The 16,172-nt window shown below is 27.2% G+C and carries 7 protein-coding genes; all 7 read left to right on the top strand.

All coding sequences use genetic code 11. The annotated features are described in order from the left end of the window. Positions 1–27: 27 nt before the first annotated feature. The 7 genes from ilvB to H7S46_RS00390 all read left to right on the top strand — a co-directional run bounded on the left by ilvB (position 28) and on the right by H7S46_RS00390 (position 16,155). Positions 28–1,776 (top strand): biosynthetic-type acetolactate synthase large subunit, encoded by a 1,749-nt coding sequence (gene ilvB / locus H7S46_RS00420; RefSeq protein ID WP_183042931.1) that lies wholly within the window; start codon positions 28–30, stop codon positions 1,774–1,776. After that, positions 1,776–2,261, top strand: a complete 486-nt coding sequence (gene ilvN / locus H7S46_RS00415; RefSeq protein WP_183042877.1) for an acetolactate synthase small subunit — start codon at positions 1,776–1,778, stop codon at positions 2,259–2,261. Before ilvB ends, ilvN begins: the two co-directional genes overlap by 1 nt. Before the next feature lie 3,478 nt (positions 2,262–5,739). After that, a complete protein-coding gene (gene ilvC / locus H7S46_RS00410) occupies positions 5,740–6,756 on the top strand; it encodes a ketol-acid reductoisomerase (protein ID WP_183042930.1) in 1,017 nt (338 codons plus the stop codon). A gap of 13 nt (positions 6,757–6,769) precedes the next feature. Next, positions 6,770–7,018, top strand: a complete 249-nt coding sequence (gene rpsP, locus H7S46_RS00405) for a 30S ribosomal protein S16 (protein WP_183042929.1) — start codon at positions 6,770–6,772, stop codon at positions 7,016–7,018. Continuing rightward, the gene (locus H7S46_RS00400) at positions 7,015–7,284 is read left to right on the top strand and encodes a ribosome maturation factor RimM (protein WP_259645829.1); all 270 of its coding nucleotides are present in this window, start codon (positions 7,015–7,017) and stop codon (positions 7,282–7,284) included. Before rpsP ends, H7S46_RS00400 begins: the two co-directional genes overlap by 4 nt. Before the next feature lie 7,225 nt (positions 7,285–14,509). After that, positions 14,510–14,869: a 50S ribosomal protein L19 gene (gene rplS / locus H7S46_RS00395; RefSeq protein WP_183042876.1), complete on the top strand. Its 360-nt coding sequence runs from the start codon at positions 14,510–14,512 to the stop codon at positions 14,867–14,869. A 5-nt stretch (positions 14,870–14,874) separates the two neighbouring features. Next, positions 14,875–16,155 carry a homoserine dehydrogenase gene (locus tag H7S46_RS00390; protein ID WP_183042875.1) on the top strand — a complete coding sequence of 427 codons (1,281 nt, stop codon included), beginning with the start codon at positions 14,875–14,877 and terminating at the stop codon, positions 16,153–16,155. The last annotated feature ends 17 nt before the right edge of the window (positions 16,156–16,172 follow it).

Below are 16,172 nucleotides of genomic sequence, written 5' to 3'. Positions count from 1 at the left end.
CATATGTACAGGAAAAGGAGCTTAAAAGTGGAATTGTTATCAGGAGCTGATATGATTATACGCTTTCTGAAAGATGAAGGCGTAAAATATGTATATGGTTATCCGGGTGGGGCAGCTCTTCATATTTATGATGCGTTATTTCGTCAAAAGGATGTTAAACATATTTTAGTTCGTCACGAACAAGCAGCTACTCATATGGCGGATGGATATGCAAGAGCTAGTGGAAAACCAGGTGTAGTATTAGTAACATCAGGACCTGGTGCTACTAATGCAGTTACTGGTATAGCAACAGCGTATATGGATTCGATACCTATGGTAATACTTTGTGGTCAAGTTGTAAGTAAATTAATAGGAGAAGATGCATTTCAAGAAACAGATATAGTTGGTGTAACTATGCCAATAGTAAAACATAGTTTTACTATTCGGGATACTGCAGATATCCCAAAAATATTAAAAAAAGCATTTTATATAGCTAGCACAGGTAGATTAGGGCCAGTATTAGTAGATATACCCAAAGATATGACTTCACCTAATGAAGTTTATGAGTATATTTATCCAAAAAATATAAAAATAAGATCATATAATAAAGAAAATTGTAAGAGTAAAGAAAATATAAAAAAAGCATTAAAATTATTATTTAAAGCAAAAAGGCCAGTGTTATTTGTGGGTGGTGGAGCAATAACAGGTAAAGCTAGTAAAACAATAAAAAAATTTGCTAAAATAGTTTGTATACCTGTTGTTACATCATTAATGGGTATTGGGGCATACCCGCAAAGTGATTTTCAATGTATAGGTTGGCCAGGAATGCATGGTTCTTTTGAAGCTAACAATGCTATGCATAGTTCAGATCTTATTTTTTGTGTTGGGGCTAGATTTGATGATAGAGTAACAAATAATACAGAAAAATTTTGTCCAAAAGCTAAAGTAATTCATGTAGATATTGATCCATGTTCTATCTCTAAGACTATATTAGCAGACTTACCTATTACAGGATCAGCTAAAAAAGTTTTAAAAAAAATGGTGAACAAAATTAAGAAGAGTTATAAGAATGAAATAAAAATTGAAAATAGAAAAAAACAGTTAGAAAAGTGGTGGAAATGTATAAACAAATGGATCTCAAAAAGAGCAGGTAAATTATATAAACCAGCTTTAGCTTTTAGTAGAGATTTAATTAAACCACAACAAGTAATTGAAGCTGTATATAAAATAACAAAAGGAGATGCTTTTATAGCAACGGACGTTGGACAACATCAAATGTTTACAGCACAATATTATAAATTTAATAAACCTAATAGATTGATAACATCAGGAGGTTTAGGAACAATGGGTTTTGGTTTTCCGGCAGCTCTTGGCGTGAAGTTAAGTTTTCCGAAGGAACAAGTAGTTTTAGTCACAGGAGAAGGGAGTTTTCAAATGATGATGCAAGAGTTATCAACATGTAAACAATTTGATATTTCCTTGAAAATTATACATTTAAATAATGGTTCTTTAGGTATGGTTAGGCAATGGCAAGATATAAATTATAAAGCACGTCATGCTAATTCTTATGTAGAATCTTTACCTGAATTTCATAGATTATTTGAAGCATATGGATTTAAAGCTATAACGGTAAAATTAATAGAAGACTTAGAAACAGCTTTAGAAAAAGTATTTTTAAATAAAAATGAGCTAGTATTTATAAATATTTATATTGATCCACATGAACATGTATATCCTATGCAAAAACCATTAGGAGCTATTAATGATATGTTACTTTCAAAGCTGAGTAAAAATTGATGAGGCATATTATATCTATGTTATTAGAAAATGAACCAGGAGCACTATCTAAAATAGTTGGAGTATTTTCCCAACGGAATTTTAACATTGAAACTCTAAATGTAGCTCATACAGAAGATATAACATTATCTAGATTGACATTAACAACTAATGGAGATGCATGTGTAATTGAGCAAATTATAAAACAGCTGAATAATTTAGTTGATGTGGTGAAAATATTAGATTTAACAGAAGTTTCTCATATTGCTAGAGAATTAATGTTAGTTAAAGTAAAAGCATATTCAGATGAAAGGAGAGCAGAAATTAAGAGGATAACAGACATTTTTAGAGCTAATATTGTGGATGTTACTTTAACAGATTATATAATACAAATAACTGGAGATGAAGACAAATTAGATGCATTTATTAATGCAATAGAAGGTATTTATGAAGTAGTTCGTACTGGTGTTTCAGGTATTATTCGTTCCTGTGTTGAGAAAATTTAAATTTATAAAAGCTGAAGAGTTGCTATACTGTTGTGTAATGTAATGTTTTGTAAGTTGTTTTGTTTTTTTTAAGTTAATGTAATGATGTGCTGTCGTAATGTAAATTGAGTTACTTTTTGTTACTTAGATGCGAGGGATGCTTAACTATGTTCTGTGTACAGTATGCTAAGCTTTACTCACAGTCTTATCTATGTAGTAATGTATGTTGTTATGTATTGTAGTTACGTTGCTTTAAAACGGAGATGGAGTTGTAAGAGATGCAATGCTTTAGCTTTTTTTTTAAGGGTTGTTCGATGTAGTGTAGTTCTTTGTATTGTTTTTTTTTTGAGTTGAGTTGCTTTGTATTAAGTTAAGTTAGTTTGTGTAGTGTAAGGTTTGTGTAAGTTATGTGTTGTGGTGAGTTGTATATGTGTTATATAAGTTGTGGTGTGTGGTGTGTGGTTTAGTTATGTAATGCTTTGTATTGTTTTTTGTTTTTTTTTTGAGGTTTAGTTATGTTATTTTAATATCAGTTGTGTAATTTTTTTTTGAGGTGTGTTGTTGTTGTTTTGGATTAATATAAGTGTAGGTGTTATGCTTTGTGTTGTTGTTTTGGATTGAGGTAAGTGTAGGTGTTATGCTTTGTGTTGTTATGTTTTAATAAAATATAAGTTGCTTTTAGTTATGTGTAGTAATGAGTTATGTAAGTTTATGCTTTGTTATGTGTTGTAATGTAATGTAATGTAATGTAATGTAATGTAATTTTTTTTAATTGTTTTGAGGTTTAGTTGTGTGTTAAGTTGTTTTGAGTTGTGATGTGATTTGAAACGATACGATACGATACGATACGATTTGAAGTCTTTTGTAATGTAATGTAATGGTTTATGTTTTTGTAATGGTTTGAATTGATTGTTTTGGATTAACTTAACTTAACTTGTGTAAGTGTGTGGTATGTAATGATATGTTTGGTGTAATGTAGTGTAATGCTTTGTAATGTTGGTTTAGTTTAGTGTTTTGTTTTTTGTAATGGTGTGGTTTACATTAAGTGTGAAGTGAATTGATGTTGGTGTTGTTTTTTTGTGTTTGAGTTGGTGTTCTTTTGAGTTGAGTTGATTTGTTGTTGAGTTTTTTTTGTTGTTGAGATGAGATGATATGAATTGTTGTTGTTGTTGAATTGATGTTGTGTTGTTATGTGTTGTTGTTCTTTTCTTTGAATTGTTGTTGAATTGTTGTGTTCTGTTCTTTTATTTGTTGTGTTGAGATGAGATGAAGTGTGTTGTTGTTGTTGATTTGATTTGAAACGATTTTATTTTATTTTATTTGTTTTAAGTTGTTTTAAATTGTGTTGATATGTTTTGAAACGAATTGTTTTTATTTGTAATGATTTGTTCTGTTCTTTGATTTGTTTTTATTTTATTTTATTTGAAACGTTCAGTGCTGTTATGTTATGTTCTTTTATGTTATTTGAATTGATATGATTTGAAGTGTTGTTATTTGTTGTGTTGTGAAGTGTTCTGAAGTGAAGTGTTGTGTTGTGTTGAAGTGTTATGTGTTGTGTTCTTTGTTCTTTTATTTCTTTTGTTTTGAGTTGTTGTTGAGTTGTTGTTGTTTTGAAGTGTTTTAAATTGTTTTGTAATGTTTTTATTTGTTTTAAGTTATGCTTTAAGTTAAGTTGTTCTGTTCTGTTCTGTTCTGAAGTGTTATGTTATGTTATGTTCTGTTATGTTCTTTGTTCTTTTATTTTATTTGTTTTGAATTGTTGTTGATGTTGTTGTTGATTTGAATTGAGGTTTAGTTGTTTTGTTGAGTTGAGATGATTTAATTTATTTTAATATAAGTTGTTGTGTTCTGTTCTTTGTTCTTTTATTTTATTTGTTGTTGTAGTTGATTTAATTTGTGTTGTGTTGATATGATTTAAGTTGTTTTTATTTGAAGTGTTATGTTATGTGTTAATGTAAGTTTATATAAGTTTGTATTGTATTGTATTGTATTGGGTTTGAATTGTTTTTACATTACATTAAGTTATGTTAGGTTAATGTAAAACACTTCAATTCATTACAAAAAAAAAACAATCAAACACATAAAATAACATAACAACTTAAAAACAAACTCAAACTTACATTGTATTGTATTAAATTACATGTTGTTTAAGTTAGTGTATTTTATTTGTTTTAGTTTAGTGTAAGGTGTTGTGTAAGGTTAAGTTTAAGTTAAGTTATGTTGTGTTGTAATGGTTTACATTAAGTTGGTTTAATTTAATATGTTGAGGTGTTAAGTTTGAGTTGTTATATGTTGAGGTGTTGTTTTTTTGTAATGAATTGAAGTGTTTTAAGTGGTTTGTGTTTTTTTAAGTTGTATTGGTTTAAATTAAAACAAATTACACTACACATAACTAACTTGAATTACAAAACAATTTAAAACACTTCAAAACATATCAATTTAAAACATCACAACTTATTACATTAATCAAAACCTAACCACATTACATTAACTTAATGTTGTGTAAATTAGTGTGTTGTGTTTTGGGTTTGTTTTTGTAATGGATTGTAATGTAATGTAATGTAATGTAATTTAATGATTGGATTGTTTTAAATTAAATTAACTTAACTTGTTATGTAATGTAATGTTTTGAGTTGAATTGTATTAACTTAATGTTGTAGTTAAGTTTTTAAAGTTGTGGTTTTTTAAGTTATGTGGTTTGTGTAATGGTTTGTGTTGTGTTGTGTTGAAGTGTGTTGCTTTGGATTAGTGTAGTGTGTTTGTGTAATGTAATGTGTTTTAAATTGTGTGGTGTTTAAGTTGTTTTGGATTAATTTAATGTAAGTCAACTTAAGTTAGTGTAAGTTAAATTAATGTAATGTGGTGTAATGTAATGTAATGTAATGTAATGTAAGGTTAATATAATATAAGTTGTATATGTTTAGGATTAGTTATGTGTAGTGTAATATAAGGTTAGGTTTGTGTAAGGTTGTTTTAAATTGTTTTAGGTTAATGTAAGTGTGTTTTAAGTTGTTTTGATTGTTTTATGTTGTATTGGTTTGTAATAGTTTAGTTTAGTTTAGTGTAGTGTAATTTATTTTAAGTTGCTTTTAATATAAGTTGTGGTGTGGTGTAATGTGTTGCTTTAATTTAATATAATATAAGTTGTATTTTTTGCTTTGTAATGAGGTGTAATGCTTTAATATAAGTTATGAGGTAAGTTGTTATGTTATGTGTGTTGAATTGTTGTTGAGATGAGATGATATGAATTGAATTGATGTTGTAGTTGATTTGAAGTGTTGTTGAGGTGTTGTGTTATGTTAAGTGTGGGGTTGTTTTAAGTTTGGTTTGTAATGGTTTAGTTATTTTAAGTTGTAATGAGATGAGATGTAAGTTTAATATAAGTTGTTATGTTATGTGTTGAAGTCTTTTGTAATGTAATGTTTTTGGTGTTATGTTTTTGTAATGCTTTGATATGCTTTAGTATAATGATAAGGAAATTTATAAAAGGTAAATGAAAATGAAAATATATTACGACAAAGATTGTAATAGCTCTTTAATTAAACAAAAAAAAGTAGTGGTTTTAGGTTATGGATCACAAGGGAATGCTCACGCTAATAATTTAAAAGATTCAGGAGTAAATATAAAGGTAGCGTTGTATAAAGGCTCACATTCATGGAAAAAAGCTGAAGTAGCTAAATTAAAGGTAGAAGTAATAGCAAAAGCTATTATAGATGCAGATATTGTAGTTATGTTAGTTCCAGATGAATTGCAAAAAAAAATTTATTATCGTTATTTAGAGAAGAATTTAAAAAGTGGTGCAGTCTTAATTTTTGCTCATGGTTTTAATATTCATTATCAACAAATAGAACCTAGGAAAGATTTAGATGTTATTTTAGTAGCACCAAAAGCGCCAGGACATACAGTGCGTACAACCTATAAGCAAGGTGGTGGCGTACCTAGTCTTATTGCTGTTTATAATGATAAATCAGGTAAGGCCAAAGATATAGCTTTATCTTATGCAAGTGCTATTGGAAGTGGTAAAGCAGGTATTATTCAGACTACATTTAAAGAAGAGACTGAAACAGATTTATTTGGAGAACAAGCTGTATTGTGTGGTGGAGTATCATCATTAATATTAGCTGGATTTGAGGTTTTAGTAGAAGCTGGATATTCAGCAGAAATGGCTTATTTTGAGTGTTTGCATGAATTAAAACTTATAGTTGATTTAATATATGAAGGTGGATTGGGGGATATGCGCTATTCTATTTCCAATACCGCAGAATATGGTGATTATGTGACAGGACCCAAAATAATTAATAATGACACTAAAAAAGTTATGAAAAAAGTGTTGGAAGATATACAAAATGGGAAATTTGCTAAAAATTTTATTTTAGAAAAAAAATCAGGATTTACATTGCTTAAAACAAAACGTCGTATTGATTCGGAGCATAAGATTGAAAGAATTGGAAAGAAATTACGTAGTATGATGTCATGGATTTACAAAAATAAAATAATAGATAAGAATAAAAATTAATGGAGTGTGGGTGATGGTTAAAATACGGCTGTCCCGGTGTGGATGTAAAAATAGGCCATTTTATCAGATTTATGTTAAAGATTCTAGAAGTTCTAGAGACGGAAAGTTCATTGAAAAAATAGGTTATTTTAATCCCTTAGTTTTAGATTCTAAAAGATTTAGTGTTAATAGAATTAGATTATATTATTGGAGAAATAAAGGGGCAAAAATTTCAGATAGGGTTTTATCTTTATTAAAACAAAATAAGAAAGATAAAAAGTGAATATAATTATGGGAAGTATATCTAAGTCGTATGGTGTTAAAGGGTGGATAAAAATATCCTCTTATACAAATCCAAGATGCAACATAATTGATTATAGCAGAGTGTGGATTTTAGAATTAAAAGGAAAAAATATTTATTTTAAAGTAAAGCGTATACGATTAGTTAATAGATTTATTATTGTGCAACTGTATGGCATTAAAACATGTGAAAAAGCTAAAGAACTTATTGGATCTTTAATAAAATTACCCCAAAAATATATTACCTAAATTTCCAAAAGCAAAAGAGGAGTATTATTTGTTTCACATTGGTTTAATTTAATTTAAGTTGTGGTGTAATGTAATGTAATGTAATGGTTTTGTTTTACATTAAGTTAATATAAGTTATTTCATTTCAAGTTGTATTGTATTGTATTGTATTGGTTTAATGTAAATTACATTAAATGTGGTTTACAAAACAAAACAAAAAATTAAATTAAGTGTTGTTAAGTTGTGGGGGTTGGTTTGTATTGGTTTGTGTAATGGTTTAATATAAGTTGTAATAGTTTAGTGTGGAAGTGTTTTGGATTGATTGTTTTGTTTGTTTTGTGGTGTTATGTTATGTGGTTTTGATTAAGTTGTTATGAATTGTGTTGGTTTGTAATGGTTTGGAATTGTTTAAGTTAAGTTAATTTAATTTATTTTATTTTATTTTAAGTTGTAATAGTTTAGTTTAGTTTGTAATGGTGTGGTTTACATTAAGTGTGAAGTGAATTGATGTTGTTGTTGAATTTAATGTAAGAGTTTTAATTTAAACAAAGAAAAAATATTTAGGGACGGAAGTATATTTTTGTAAGATCTTAAAAAGATGTTTGTTTTAGTCGTTAAAAATAATATCTGTGTTTTTTTTAACTAAATAGTGTTGTTAATAATGTAAATATAAAAAGGCATACAGAAGAGTTAATGTAATGTTGTTTAAGTTGGATTAGTGTAGTGTAAGGTTAGGTTTGTGTAGTGTAATGTAAGTTGACTTTAAGTTAATGTGGAAGTGTTTAGTTTAGTGGTGTGTAATGGTTTAGTTATGTGGTTTTGAATTGAATTGATTGGTTTGTTTTTTTGTTTGTGGTGTTGTGTTAGTTAATGTAATGTTGGTTTTAACTTAACTTAACTTGTTATGTTATGTGGTATGTAATAGTTTGGTGTAATGTAATGTGGTGTAATGTAATGTAATTTAATTTATATTAATTTAATGTTGTTTAAGTTAGTGTAGTTGTTGTAAGGTTATGAGGTGTTGTTATGTTATGTTATGTGTTAATTTAATTTATTTTGTATTAAGTTGTGTAATGTTAAGTTAATGTGGTGTAATGTGGTTAGGTTTTGTAAGTTGTTGTAAGTTAATTTAATTTTTTTTAATGTTGTGTTGTGTTGTGTTGTGTTGTGTTGAAGTGTGTTAATTTACACTAATTTGTTTTAATTTATTTTATTTTATTTTATTTTAAGTTTGTTTGTTTGTGTTGTGTAGTGTAGTTTGTGTAATGTAATGGTTTGTGTTTGTTTAATGTGTTATGTTTTGTAATGTTGTTTAATATAATATAAGGTTATGTTGTTAGAGGTGTATTAATATTAAGTTAGTTATGTGTAAGTTGTTGTGTTGTAGTGTAAGGTTAAGTTTTTTAAAGTTAATGTAATGGTTTAGTGTGTTGTTTTGTAAGTTGGGTTAAGTTGTGTTAGTTAATGCTTTGTGGTTGTGTAATGTTGGTTTTAACTTAACTTAACTTGTTATGTTATGTGGTTTGTAATGGTTTAATGTAATAAGTTGTGATGTTTTAAATTGTTTTGTTTTGTTTTGTTTTATGTTATGTTGTTTTGAATTGTTTTTGAAGTGGTATGTTTTGGATTGTTTTTGTAATGGTTTAGTTTGTGTATTAGGTTAGTTAGTGTAGTGTTGTAAGTTAGTGTAGGTTAATGTGAGTTGTTATGTTATGTTATGTGTTTGAGTTGAGTTTTCTTTCTTTTGAGTTGAGTTGAGTTGTTGTTGAGTTTGAAGTCTTTTGAATTGATTTGATTGTTTTTTACATTAATGTTGTTTAAGTTAGTGTAGTTTGGTAGTTTGGGTATTTTATTTTGTTTGTGTAGTGCTTTGTAAGGTTAGGTTAAGTTAATGGTGTTTGAGTTGGTGTGGTATGTTTAGTGGGGTGAGTTGTATTGTTTTAATATAAGTTTGAATTGTTTTTGTGGTTTGTTTTAATTTAGTTGTGTTAATGTAATTTAATTTGTATTAAGTTAGTTATTTTGTGTTAGTTTGTATTAAGTTAATGTAATGGTGTGTAAGTTAATGTAATATAAGTTTTGTGGTGTAATGTAAGTTTAGTTTAGTTGTTTTAGTTTAGTTTAGTGTAGTGTGTTTGTTAATGTAATGTAAAACACTTCAAATCAATCCAACTTATGTAGTGTGTTTGTGTAAGGTTAAGTTGTTGTTGTGTAAGTTAGTGTGAGTTACTTTAAGTTGTTTTAGTTATGTGTAGTGTAGTGTAAGTTACACTAATTTAATGTTGTTATGGGTTGTTTTAAGTTAGTGTAGTGTGTTGTAAGTGTAAGTTTATGAAATGTTGTTTAATTTATTTTAAGTTGTTGTTGTTATTTGTTGTGCTGGATTAATTTAAATTAATTTAATGTAAAACAAGTTTAGTGTGTGGTTTATTTTAATGTAATGTGTTGCTTTGTGGTGTTATGTTATGTGGTTTATTTTATGTTTGATTTGAATTGATATCATTTGTTATGTAATGGTATGTTTTGTAATGAATTGTTTTGAATTGAAACGATTTGATTTAAATTGTTTTGTTTTGTTTTGTTTTAAGTTGTTTTGAATTGTTTTTGAAGTGTTTTAAATTAAATTAAGTTGTTTTAAATTGTTTTGTAGTATGTTTTGATTTGAATTGATGTGATTTGAAACGATACGATACGATTTGAAGTGTTTTAAGTTATGCTTTAATATAAGTTAAGTTATGTTATGTTATGTTATGTTGTTCTGTTCTGTTCTGTTATGTTCTGAAGTGTTTTGAAGTGTTATGTTATGTTATGTTATGTTATGTTCTTTGTTCTTTTATTTGATTTTATTTCTTTTGTTTTAAATTGTTTTGATATGTTTTGTTTTGAAGTGTTTTGTAATGGTATGTTTTGTAATGATTGTTTTTGTAATGGATTAATTTGTTTTAAATTGTGTGGTAGTATGTTTTGGATTAACTAAACATACCACAACTTACACTAACTTAACTTGTGTAATGTAATGTAATGTTGTGTTGTTTAATATAATTAAAGTTGTTATGTGTTGAAGTGTGATGAGATGAAGTGTTATGTTATGTTATGTTATGTTATTTTATGTTATGTGGTATGTTGTGTGGTTTTGATTAAGTTGTTTTTGATTGTTATGTTTTGTAGTATGTTTGGTGTAATGTGTTATTTTTTTTAATGTAATGGTTTTATTAAGTTTGTGTAGTGGTGTGTAAGTTAAGTTAATGTTTTGTAAGTTGTGGTTTTTTAAGTTAATGTAATGTTGTGTTGTTATGTGTTTTTTTGTTTTGTTTTAAGTTAGTGTAAAATGTAATGTTGTTATGGTTTAGTTTAAGTTAATGTGGTGTTGTGTTAGTTAATGTAATGTTGGTTTTAACTTAACTTAACTTGTTATGTTATGTGGTATGTAATAGTTTGGTGTAATGTAATTTAATGTAAGTTAAGGTTAGTGTAAGTTGTATTGTGTTAATGTAATTTAATTTAAGTTAGTGTATTTTGTGTAGGTTGTTGTAAGGTAATGTAATGTAATATTGTGTTAATTTAATCAAAAACAAGTTAATTTTTTATTAATTAAATGTGTTATGGTCTATTTTGTAATGGATTAATTAAATTAATGTAATGTAAAACAAATTAAAACAAAACAAAACAATTTAAAACAAAACAAAACAAAACAATTCAATTCAATTCAATTTAATTTAATTTAATTTAAGTAGTGTGTTGTAATGTAAGTTTGTGTAGGTTAAGTTGTGGTGTTATTGTATTAGTGTAGTGTGTTGTAAGTTAATGTGGTTTACATTAAGTTGTTGTAAGTTAATGTAAGTTATTTCATTTCATTTCATTTCAAGTTTTTAAATGTAGTGTAAGTTGTTGTGTAATGGTGTGTAAGTTTTTAATATCAGTTGTGTTATGTTATGTTATGTTGTGTTGTGTTGTGTTGTGTTGTTATGTGTTTAGTTTTTGTTGTTTTGTTTTAAGTTATGTAATGTATTTTAATGTAAGTTTAGTTGTTATGGTCTATGGAAGTGTGTGGTTTTGTAAGTTAATGTGGTATGTTTATTTTATTTTGTTTTGTTTTGTGGTGTGGTAGTGGTGTTGTGTTGTGTTATGTGGTTTTGATTAAGTTGTTTAATTAATGCTTTGTGGTATGTTTGGATTGAAGTGTTTTGTAATGTAATGTTTTTAAATGTAATGTTGTTATGTAATGTTATGTGTTGAAGTCTTTTGTTTTGTTTTGTTTTGTTTTGTTTTAATGGTTTGATGTTGTTATGTGTTATTTTAATTATTTTAAGTTATTTTATTTTGCTTTAAGTTGCTTTGAAGTGTGTTGCTTTGCTTTAAGTTGCTTTGAGTGCTTTAATAAAATATAAGTTGGATTAGTTATGTGTAGTTTGTGTAGTAAGTTGTATTATTTTAATTGAGTTGTGTTAGTGTAGTGTATTTGAGTTAATGTGGTTTTGGTTTGTTTAAATTGTTTGGTTTAATGTAATGTAAGTTGTGGTGTGTGTATTAGTGTAATGTTGTGTTAAGTTTAGTTTTTTTAACTTAAGTTAGTTATGTGTAGTGTAGTTTGTGTAATGTAATGTAATGTAAGGTTAAAGTTGTTGTAATGTAATGCTTTGTTGAGATGAATTGAAGTGTGTTAAGTTGTTGTGATTTAATGTAATGTTTTGTAAGTTAATGTAATGCTTTGAAGTCATTTGTGGTGTAATTTAATGTGGTGTTATGGTTTAATGTTATGTTATGTGGTTTTGATTAAGTTGTTTAATTAATGCTTTGTGGTATGTTTGAAACGAATTGAGATGATTTTATTTTATTTGTTTTAAATTGATATGTTTTGGATTAATGTAATGTTGTGTGTTTTAAATTTTTTTAAGTTGATATAAGTTGTGGTGTGGTGTAATAAGTTGTTGTTGTTTTGATATGTTTTGAAGTGTTTTAAATTGTTTTAATGTGGTGTAATGAGATGAGATGAGATGTAATGGTGTGTAAGTTGTTCTGTTCTGTTCTGTTCTGAAGTGTTATGTTATGTTATGTTATGTTCTTTGTTCTTTTATTTTATTTGTTATGTTATGTTATTGAGGTGTTATGTTTTTGATTTGTTTTTATTTTATTTAAGTTGATATGTTTTTGTAATGAATTGATTTGAAGTGTTTTAATTTGTTTTAACTTAACTTGTTATGTTATGTGGTTTTAAATTGTATTGTAGTATGTTTTGATTACATTAAGTTGTGGTGTTGTGTAATGATATGTTTTTGTAATGGTTTAGTGGTGTTATGTGGTTTATTTTAGTGGTGTAATGTTGTGTAATGAGATGTAAGTTTAGTTTAGTTGTTTAGTTTTTTTTAGTTAGGTTTAGTTAATGTAAGTTTGTGTAGTTGTGTTAAGTTAGTGTAATGCTTTGTAAGGTTAGGTTAAGTTAATATAATATAAGTTAATGCTTTGTAAGTTGTTTTAGTTTGTGTAGTGGAAGGGAAGGTAAGGTTTTTTGTAATGGTTTAAGTTTGTGTAGTGTAAGTTGTGGTTTATAGTTTGTGTAATGTAAGTTTTTAAAGTTAATGTGGTGTATTAAGTTAAGTTAAGTTAAGTTGAGTTGAGTTGAGTTGTGTTAGTGTAGTGTGTTTGAGTTAATGTGTTTGAGTTTGTTTTAAATTGTTTTGAAGTGTTTTTACATTACATTACATTACATTAGGTTAATGTTGTTTAAGTTGTGGTGTTATTGTATTAGTGTAGTGTAATTTAATGTGGTTTAAATTAAAACAATTTGGTTTACAAAACAAAACAAAACAAAACAAAAAATTACATTAATTTAATTTAGTTTGAGGTGTTATGATTATTTTGTAATGGATTAATTTGTTTTGAGTTGCTTTAATAAAATATAAGTTGTGGGGAGTTAATGTAATTGTAGTGTAATGGTTGTAAGTTTTTAAAGTTGTATTGTATTGTATTGGTTTGTGTATTAGTGTAAGTTATTTCATTTCATTTCATTTCATTTCAAGTTGTGGTGTTATGGTTTGAGTTTCTTTGAGTTGGTGTGGTGTGGGGTGAGTTGTTGTTGAGTTGAATTGTTTTTGTATTTTGTTTTTATTTTTGAGTTGTTGTAAGGTTGAGTTGAGTTACTTTGGTTTGAGTTAGTGTAGTGTAATGTAATGTAAGTTGTTATGTTTTTGATTTGTGTTAAATTGTGTTAGTTTAGTTTAGTTTAGTTTGGTTTACATTACAAAAAAACAATTAAAAAAAATTACATTACATTAATATAAATTAAATTACATTACATTACACCACATTACATTACATTACAAAGCATTACATTAAATTACACTAACTTAACTTAAGTTGAGTTGTTGTTTTGTGTAGTGTGTTTTGTAATGTGTTTGTTTGTATTGGATTACATTACACTATTACAACTAAACTTACATTAACTTGTTTTAATTTACATTACATTAAAATTTTGCTTTGTATTAAGTAAGTTGAGGTGCTTTGTTATGTTATGTTATGTTATGTGTTGCTTTGTATTGAGGTTTAGTTAAGTTAATGTTGTGTAATGGTTTTAAATTGTTTAGTTTAGTTTAGTTTGGTTTGTAATGGTTTAATTTAATGTGTTTTTTAAGTTGTGGTGTTGTGTAATGATATGTTTTGTAATGTGTTAGTTTGTGTACTGTTGTAATGCTTTGAGGTGTTGTATTATGTGTTGCTTTGTATTGAGGTGTAGTGTAGTGTAGTGTAGGTTTGTTTTAAGTTGTGGTGTTGTGTAATGGTTTGTTTTTTAAGTTAAGTTTTGTATTTGATTAAGTGGAGTTGTTTTGTAATGGATTACATTACTTTAATATAAGTTGTGTAATGTTGTGTTGTTATGTTATGTTATGTGTTGTAAGTTTTGTTTAAGGTATGTTATTTTATTTTGTAATGGTTTAGTTTTAACTTACACTAACTTAAGTTGTGATTGAGTTGTAATGCTTGACTTTTGTGTTGTGTTGTTGTTGATTTGAGTTAGTGTGTTTTACATTAAGTTAAGTTAAGTTGAGTAGAGTTTAATTTTGGTTTTTTTTTTATCCTTTCCTTAGTTTAGTGGCAGTATCGCATCGTTCTGTTTTGTGGTGTGTTATGTGTGGTTGTTTTCTTTTTTATTACAACATAACAAACCAAAAGACCTCAAAACATAACACCACAAAAAAAGAAACCAACACAAAACGGATAGCGGCAAAAATTTTAAGGAGTGTAAATTAAAATGAGTAAGAATCAATTGATTCAAGCAATAGAATTAACACAAATGAAAAATAAAATAAATCCAAATTTTATAAAGGGAGATACAGTCATTGTACAAGTAAAAGTTATTGAAGGTTCAATTGAGCGGTTACAAGCCTTTGAAGGAATAGTTATTTGCAAACGCAATCGGGGGTTAAATTCTTCTTTTACAGTGCGTAAAACAACTAATGGAATAGGCATCGAACGTACATTTAAGACTTATTCAACAAGTATATTTAGTGTTAAAATTAATCGGAAAGGTAATGTTCGTAAATCTAAACTTTACTATCTTCGGGATCGCAAAGGTAAATCGGCACGTATTAAAGAAAAAATACTAAGGTAAGGAATATGAAATTGATACGTATTGGCATTTGTGGTTTAGGCACTGTAGGTGGTGGGACATTCAATATCTTAAAAAGAAATTATAAAGAAATATTTCGTAGAATAGGTCGTCCAATTATTATAGAGCAGATTGGTACACGCAGTGATAATCCATGCTGTAATTTAAAAGGTGTTAAGGTCACGAGAAATATTTTTGAAGTAGCACGTAATCATAATGTTGATGTAATCGTTGAATTAATAGGGGGATGTAAGGTAGCTAAAAAACTTGTGTTAGAAGCTATTCACAATAAAAAACATGTGGTTACAGCAAATAAAGCAATGATTGCACTATTTGGTGAAGAAATTTTTTGTGCTGCTTCTAAAAGAGGGGTAATGGTATCTTTTGAGGCAGCAGTTGCAGGTGGGATACCCATTGTTAAATGTATACGAGAAGGGTTATGTGCAAATCGCATTAAGAGTATAGCTGGAATTATTAATGGTACGGTAAATTATATACTTACAAATTTGAAAAAGGGGATATCTTGTAAACAAATACTAAATAAAGCTAAATTATTAGGATATGCGGAAGAAGATCCAACATTAGATATAGAAGGGATTGATACTGCACATAAATTAACAATTTTAGCTACTATAGCTTATGGTATTCCTTTACAATTTAAAAAAATTTATATTGAAGGTATTAAATGTATAACTCTAGATGATGTAAAACAAGCAGATAATTTAGGATATAATATAAAACATTTAGGTATTTCTAAACGTACTAAAAAGGGAATAGAATTAAGAGTACATCCTGTGTTGATACCAAAAAAAAGATTAATAGCTAATGTAAATGGAGTAAAAAACGCAATAGAAATAAATGGGGATGCTGTAGGATCGACATTATATTATGGGGTCGGTGCAGGTGCAGAACCCACAGCTTCTGCTATTGTGGCAGATTTATTAGATGTCTCTAAAAATAGTCTTACAAAATATAATTATCGTACTCCTTATTTAGCTTTTAGGAATATTGAAACGTTACCTATTTTACCAATAAATCAAATTATTACAGAATATTATTTGAGATTTATGCTTATTAGTTTTAATATGATAGGACAGGTAGCAAATATTTTTTATAAACAAGGAATTAGAATTAAGCATTTAATCAAAACAAAAACGGTAAGTTCAATTGTTATTATTGTATTAACTTATAGTACAAAAGAATCAAATATGAATTTAACAGTAGGAAAAATAGAATCTACAAATGGGATGCTAGGACATATAAATAGAATTAGGGTTGAAAAATTTTAAAATTAAAATGGGATGGT

The organism is Candidatus Portiera aleyrodidarum (genome assembly GCF_902713745.1).
Classification (GTDB): domain Bacteria; phylum Pseudomonadota; class Gammaproteobacteria; order Johnevansiales; family Johnevansiaceae; genus Portiera; species Portiera aleyrodidarum_D.
The sequence above is the reverse complement of the archived record's forward strand: the minus strand, read 5'-3'. Positions and strand labels throughout refer to the sequence as shown.

What these genes read in the sequence shown, in the direction of transcription:
- H7S46_RS00390 (WP_183042875.1), top strand. Translation starts at nt 14,875, where the DNA reads ATGAAATTGATACGTATTGGCATTTGTGGTTTAGGCACTGTAGGTGGT.
- ilvN (WP_183042877.1), top strand. Translation starts at nt 1,776, where the DNA reads ATGAGGCATATTATATCTATGTTATTAGAAAATGAACCAGGAGCACTA.
- rplS (WP_183042876.1), top strand. Translation starts at nt 14,510, where the DNA reads ATGAGTAAGAATCAATTGATTCAAGCAATAGAATTAACACAAATGAAA.
- ilvC (WP_183042930.1), top strand. Translation starts at nt 5,740, where the DNA reads ATGAAAATATATTACGACAAAGATTGTAATAGCTCTTTAATTAAACAA.
- rpsP (WP_183042929.1), top strand. Translation starts at nt 6,770, where the DNA reads ATGGTTAAAATACGGCTGTCCCGGTGTGGATGTAAAAATAGGCCATTT.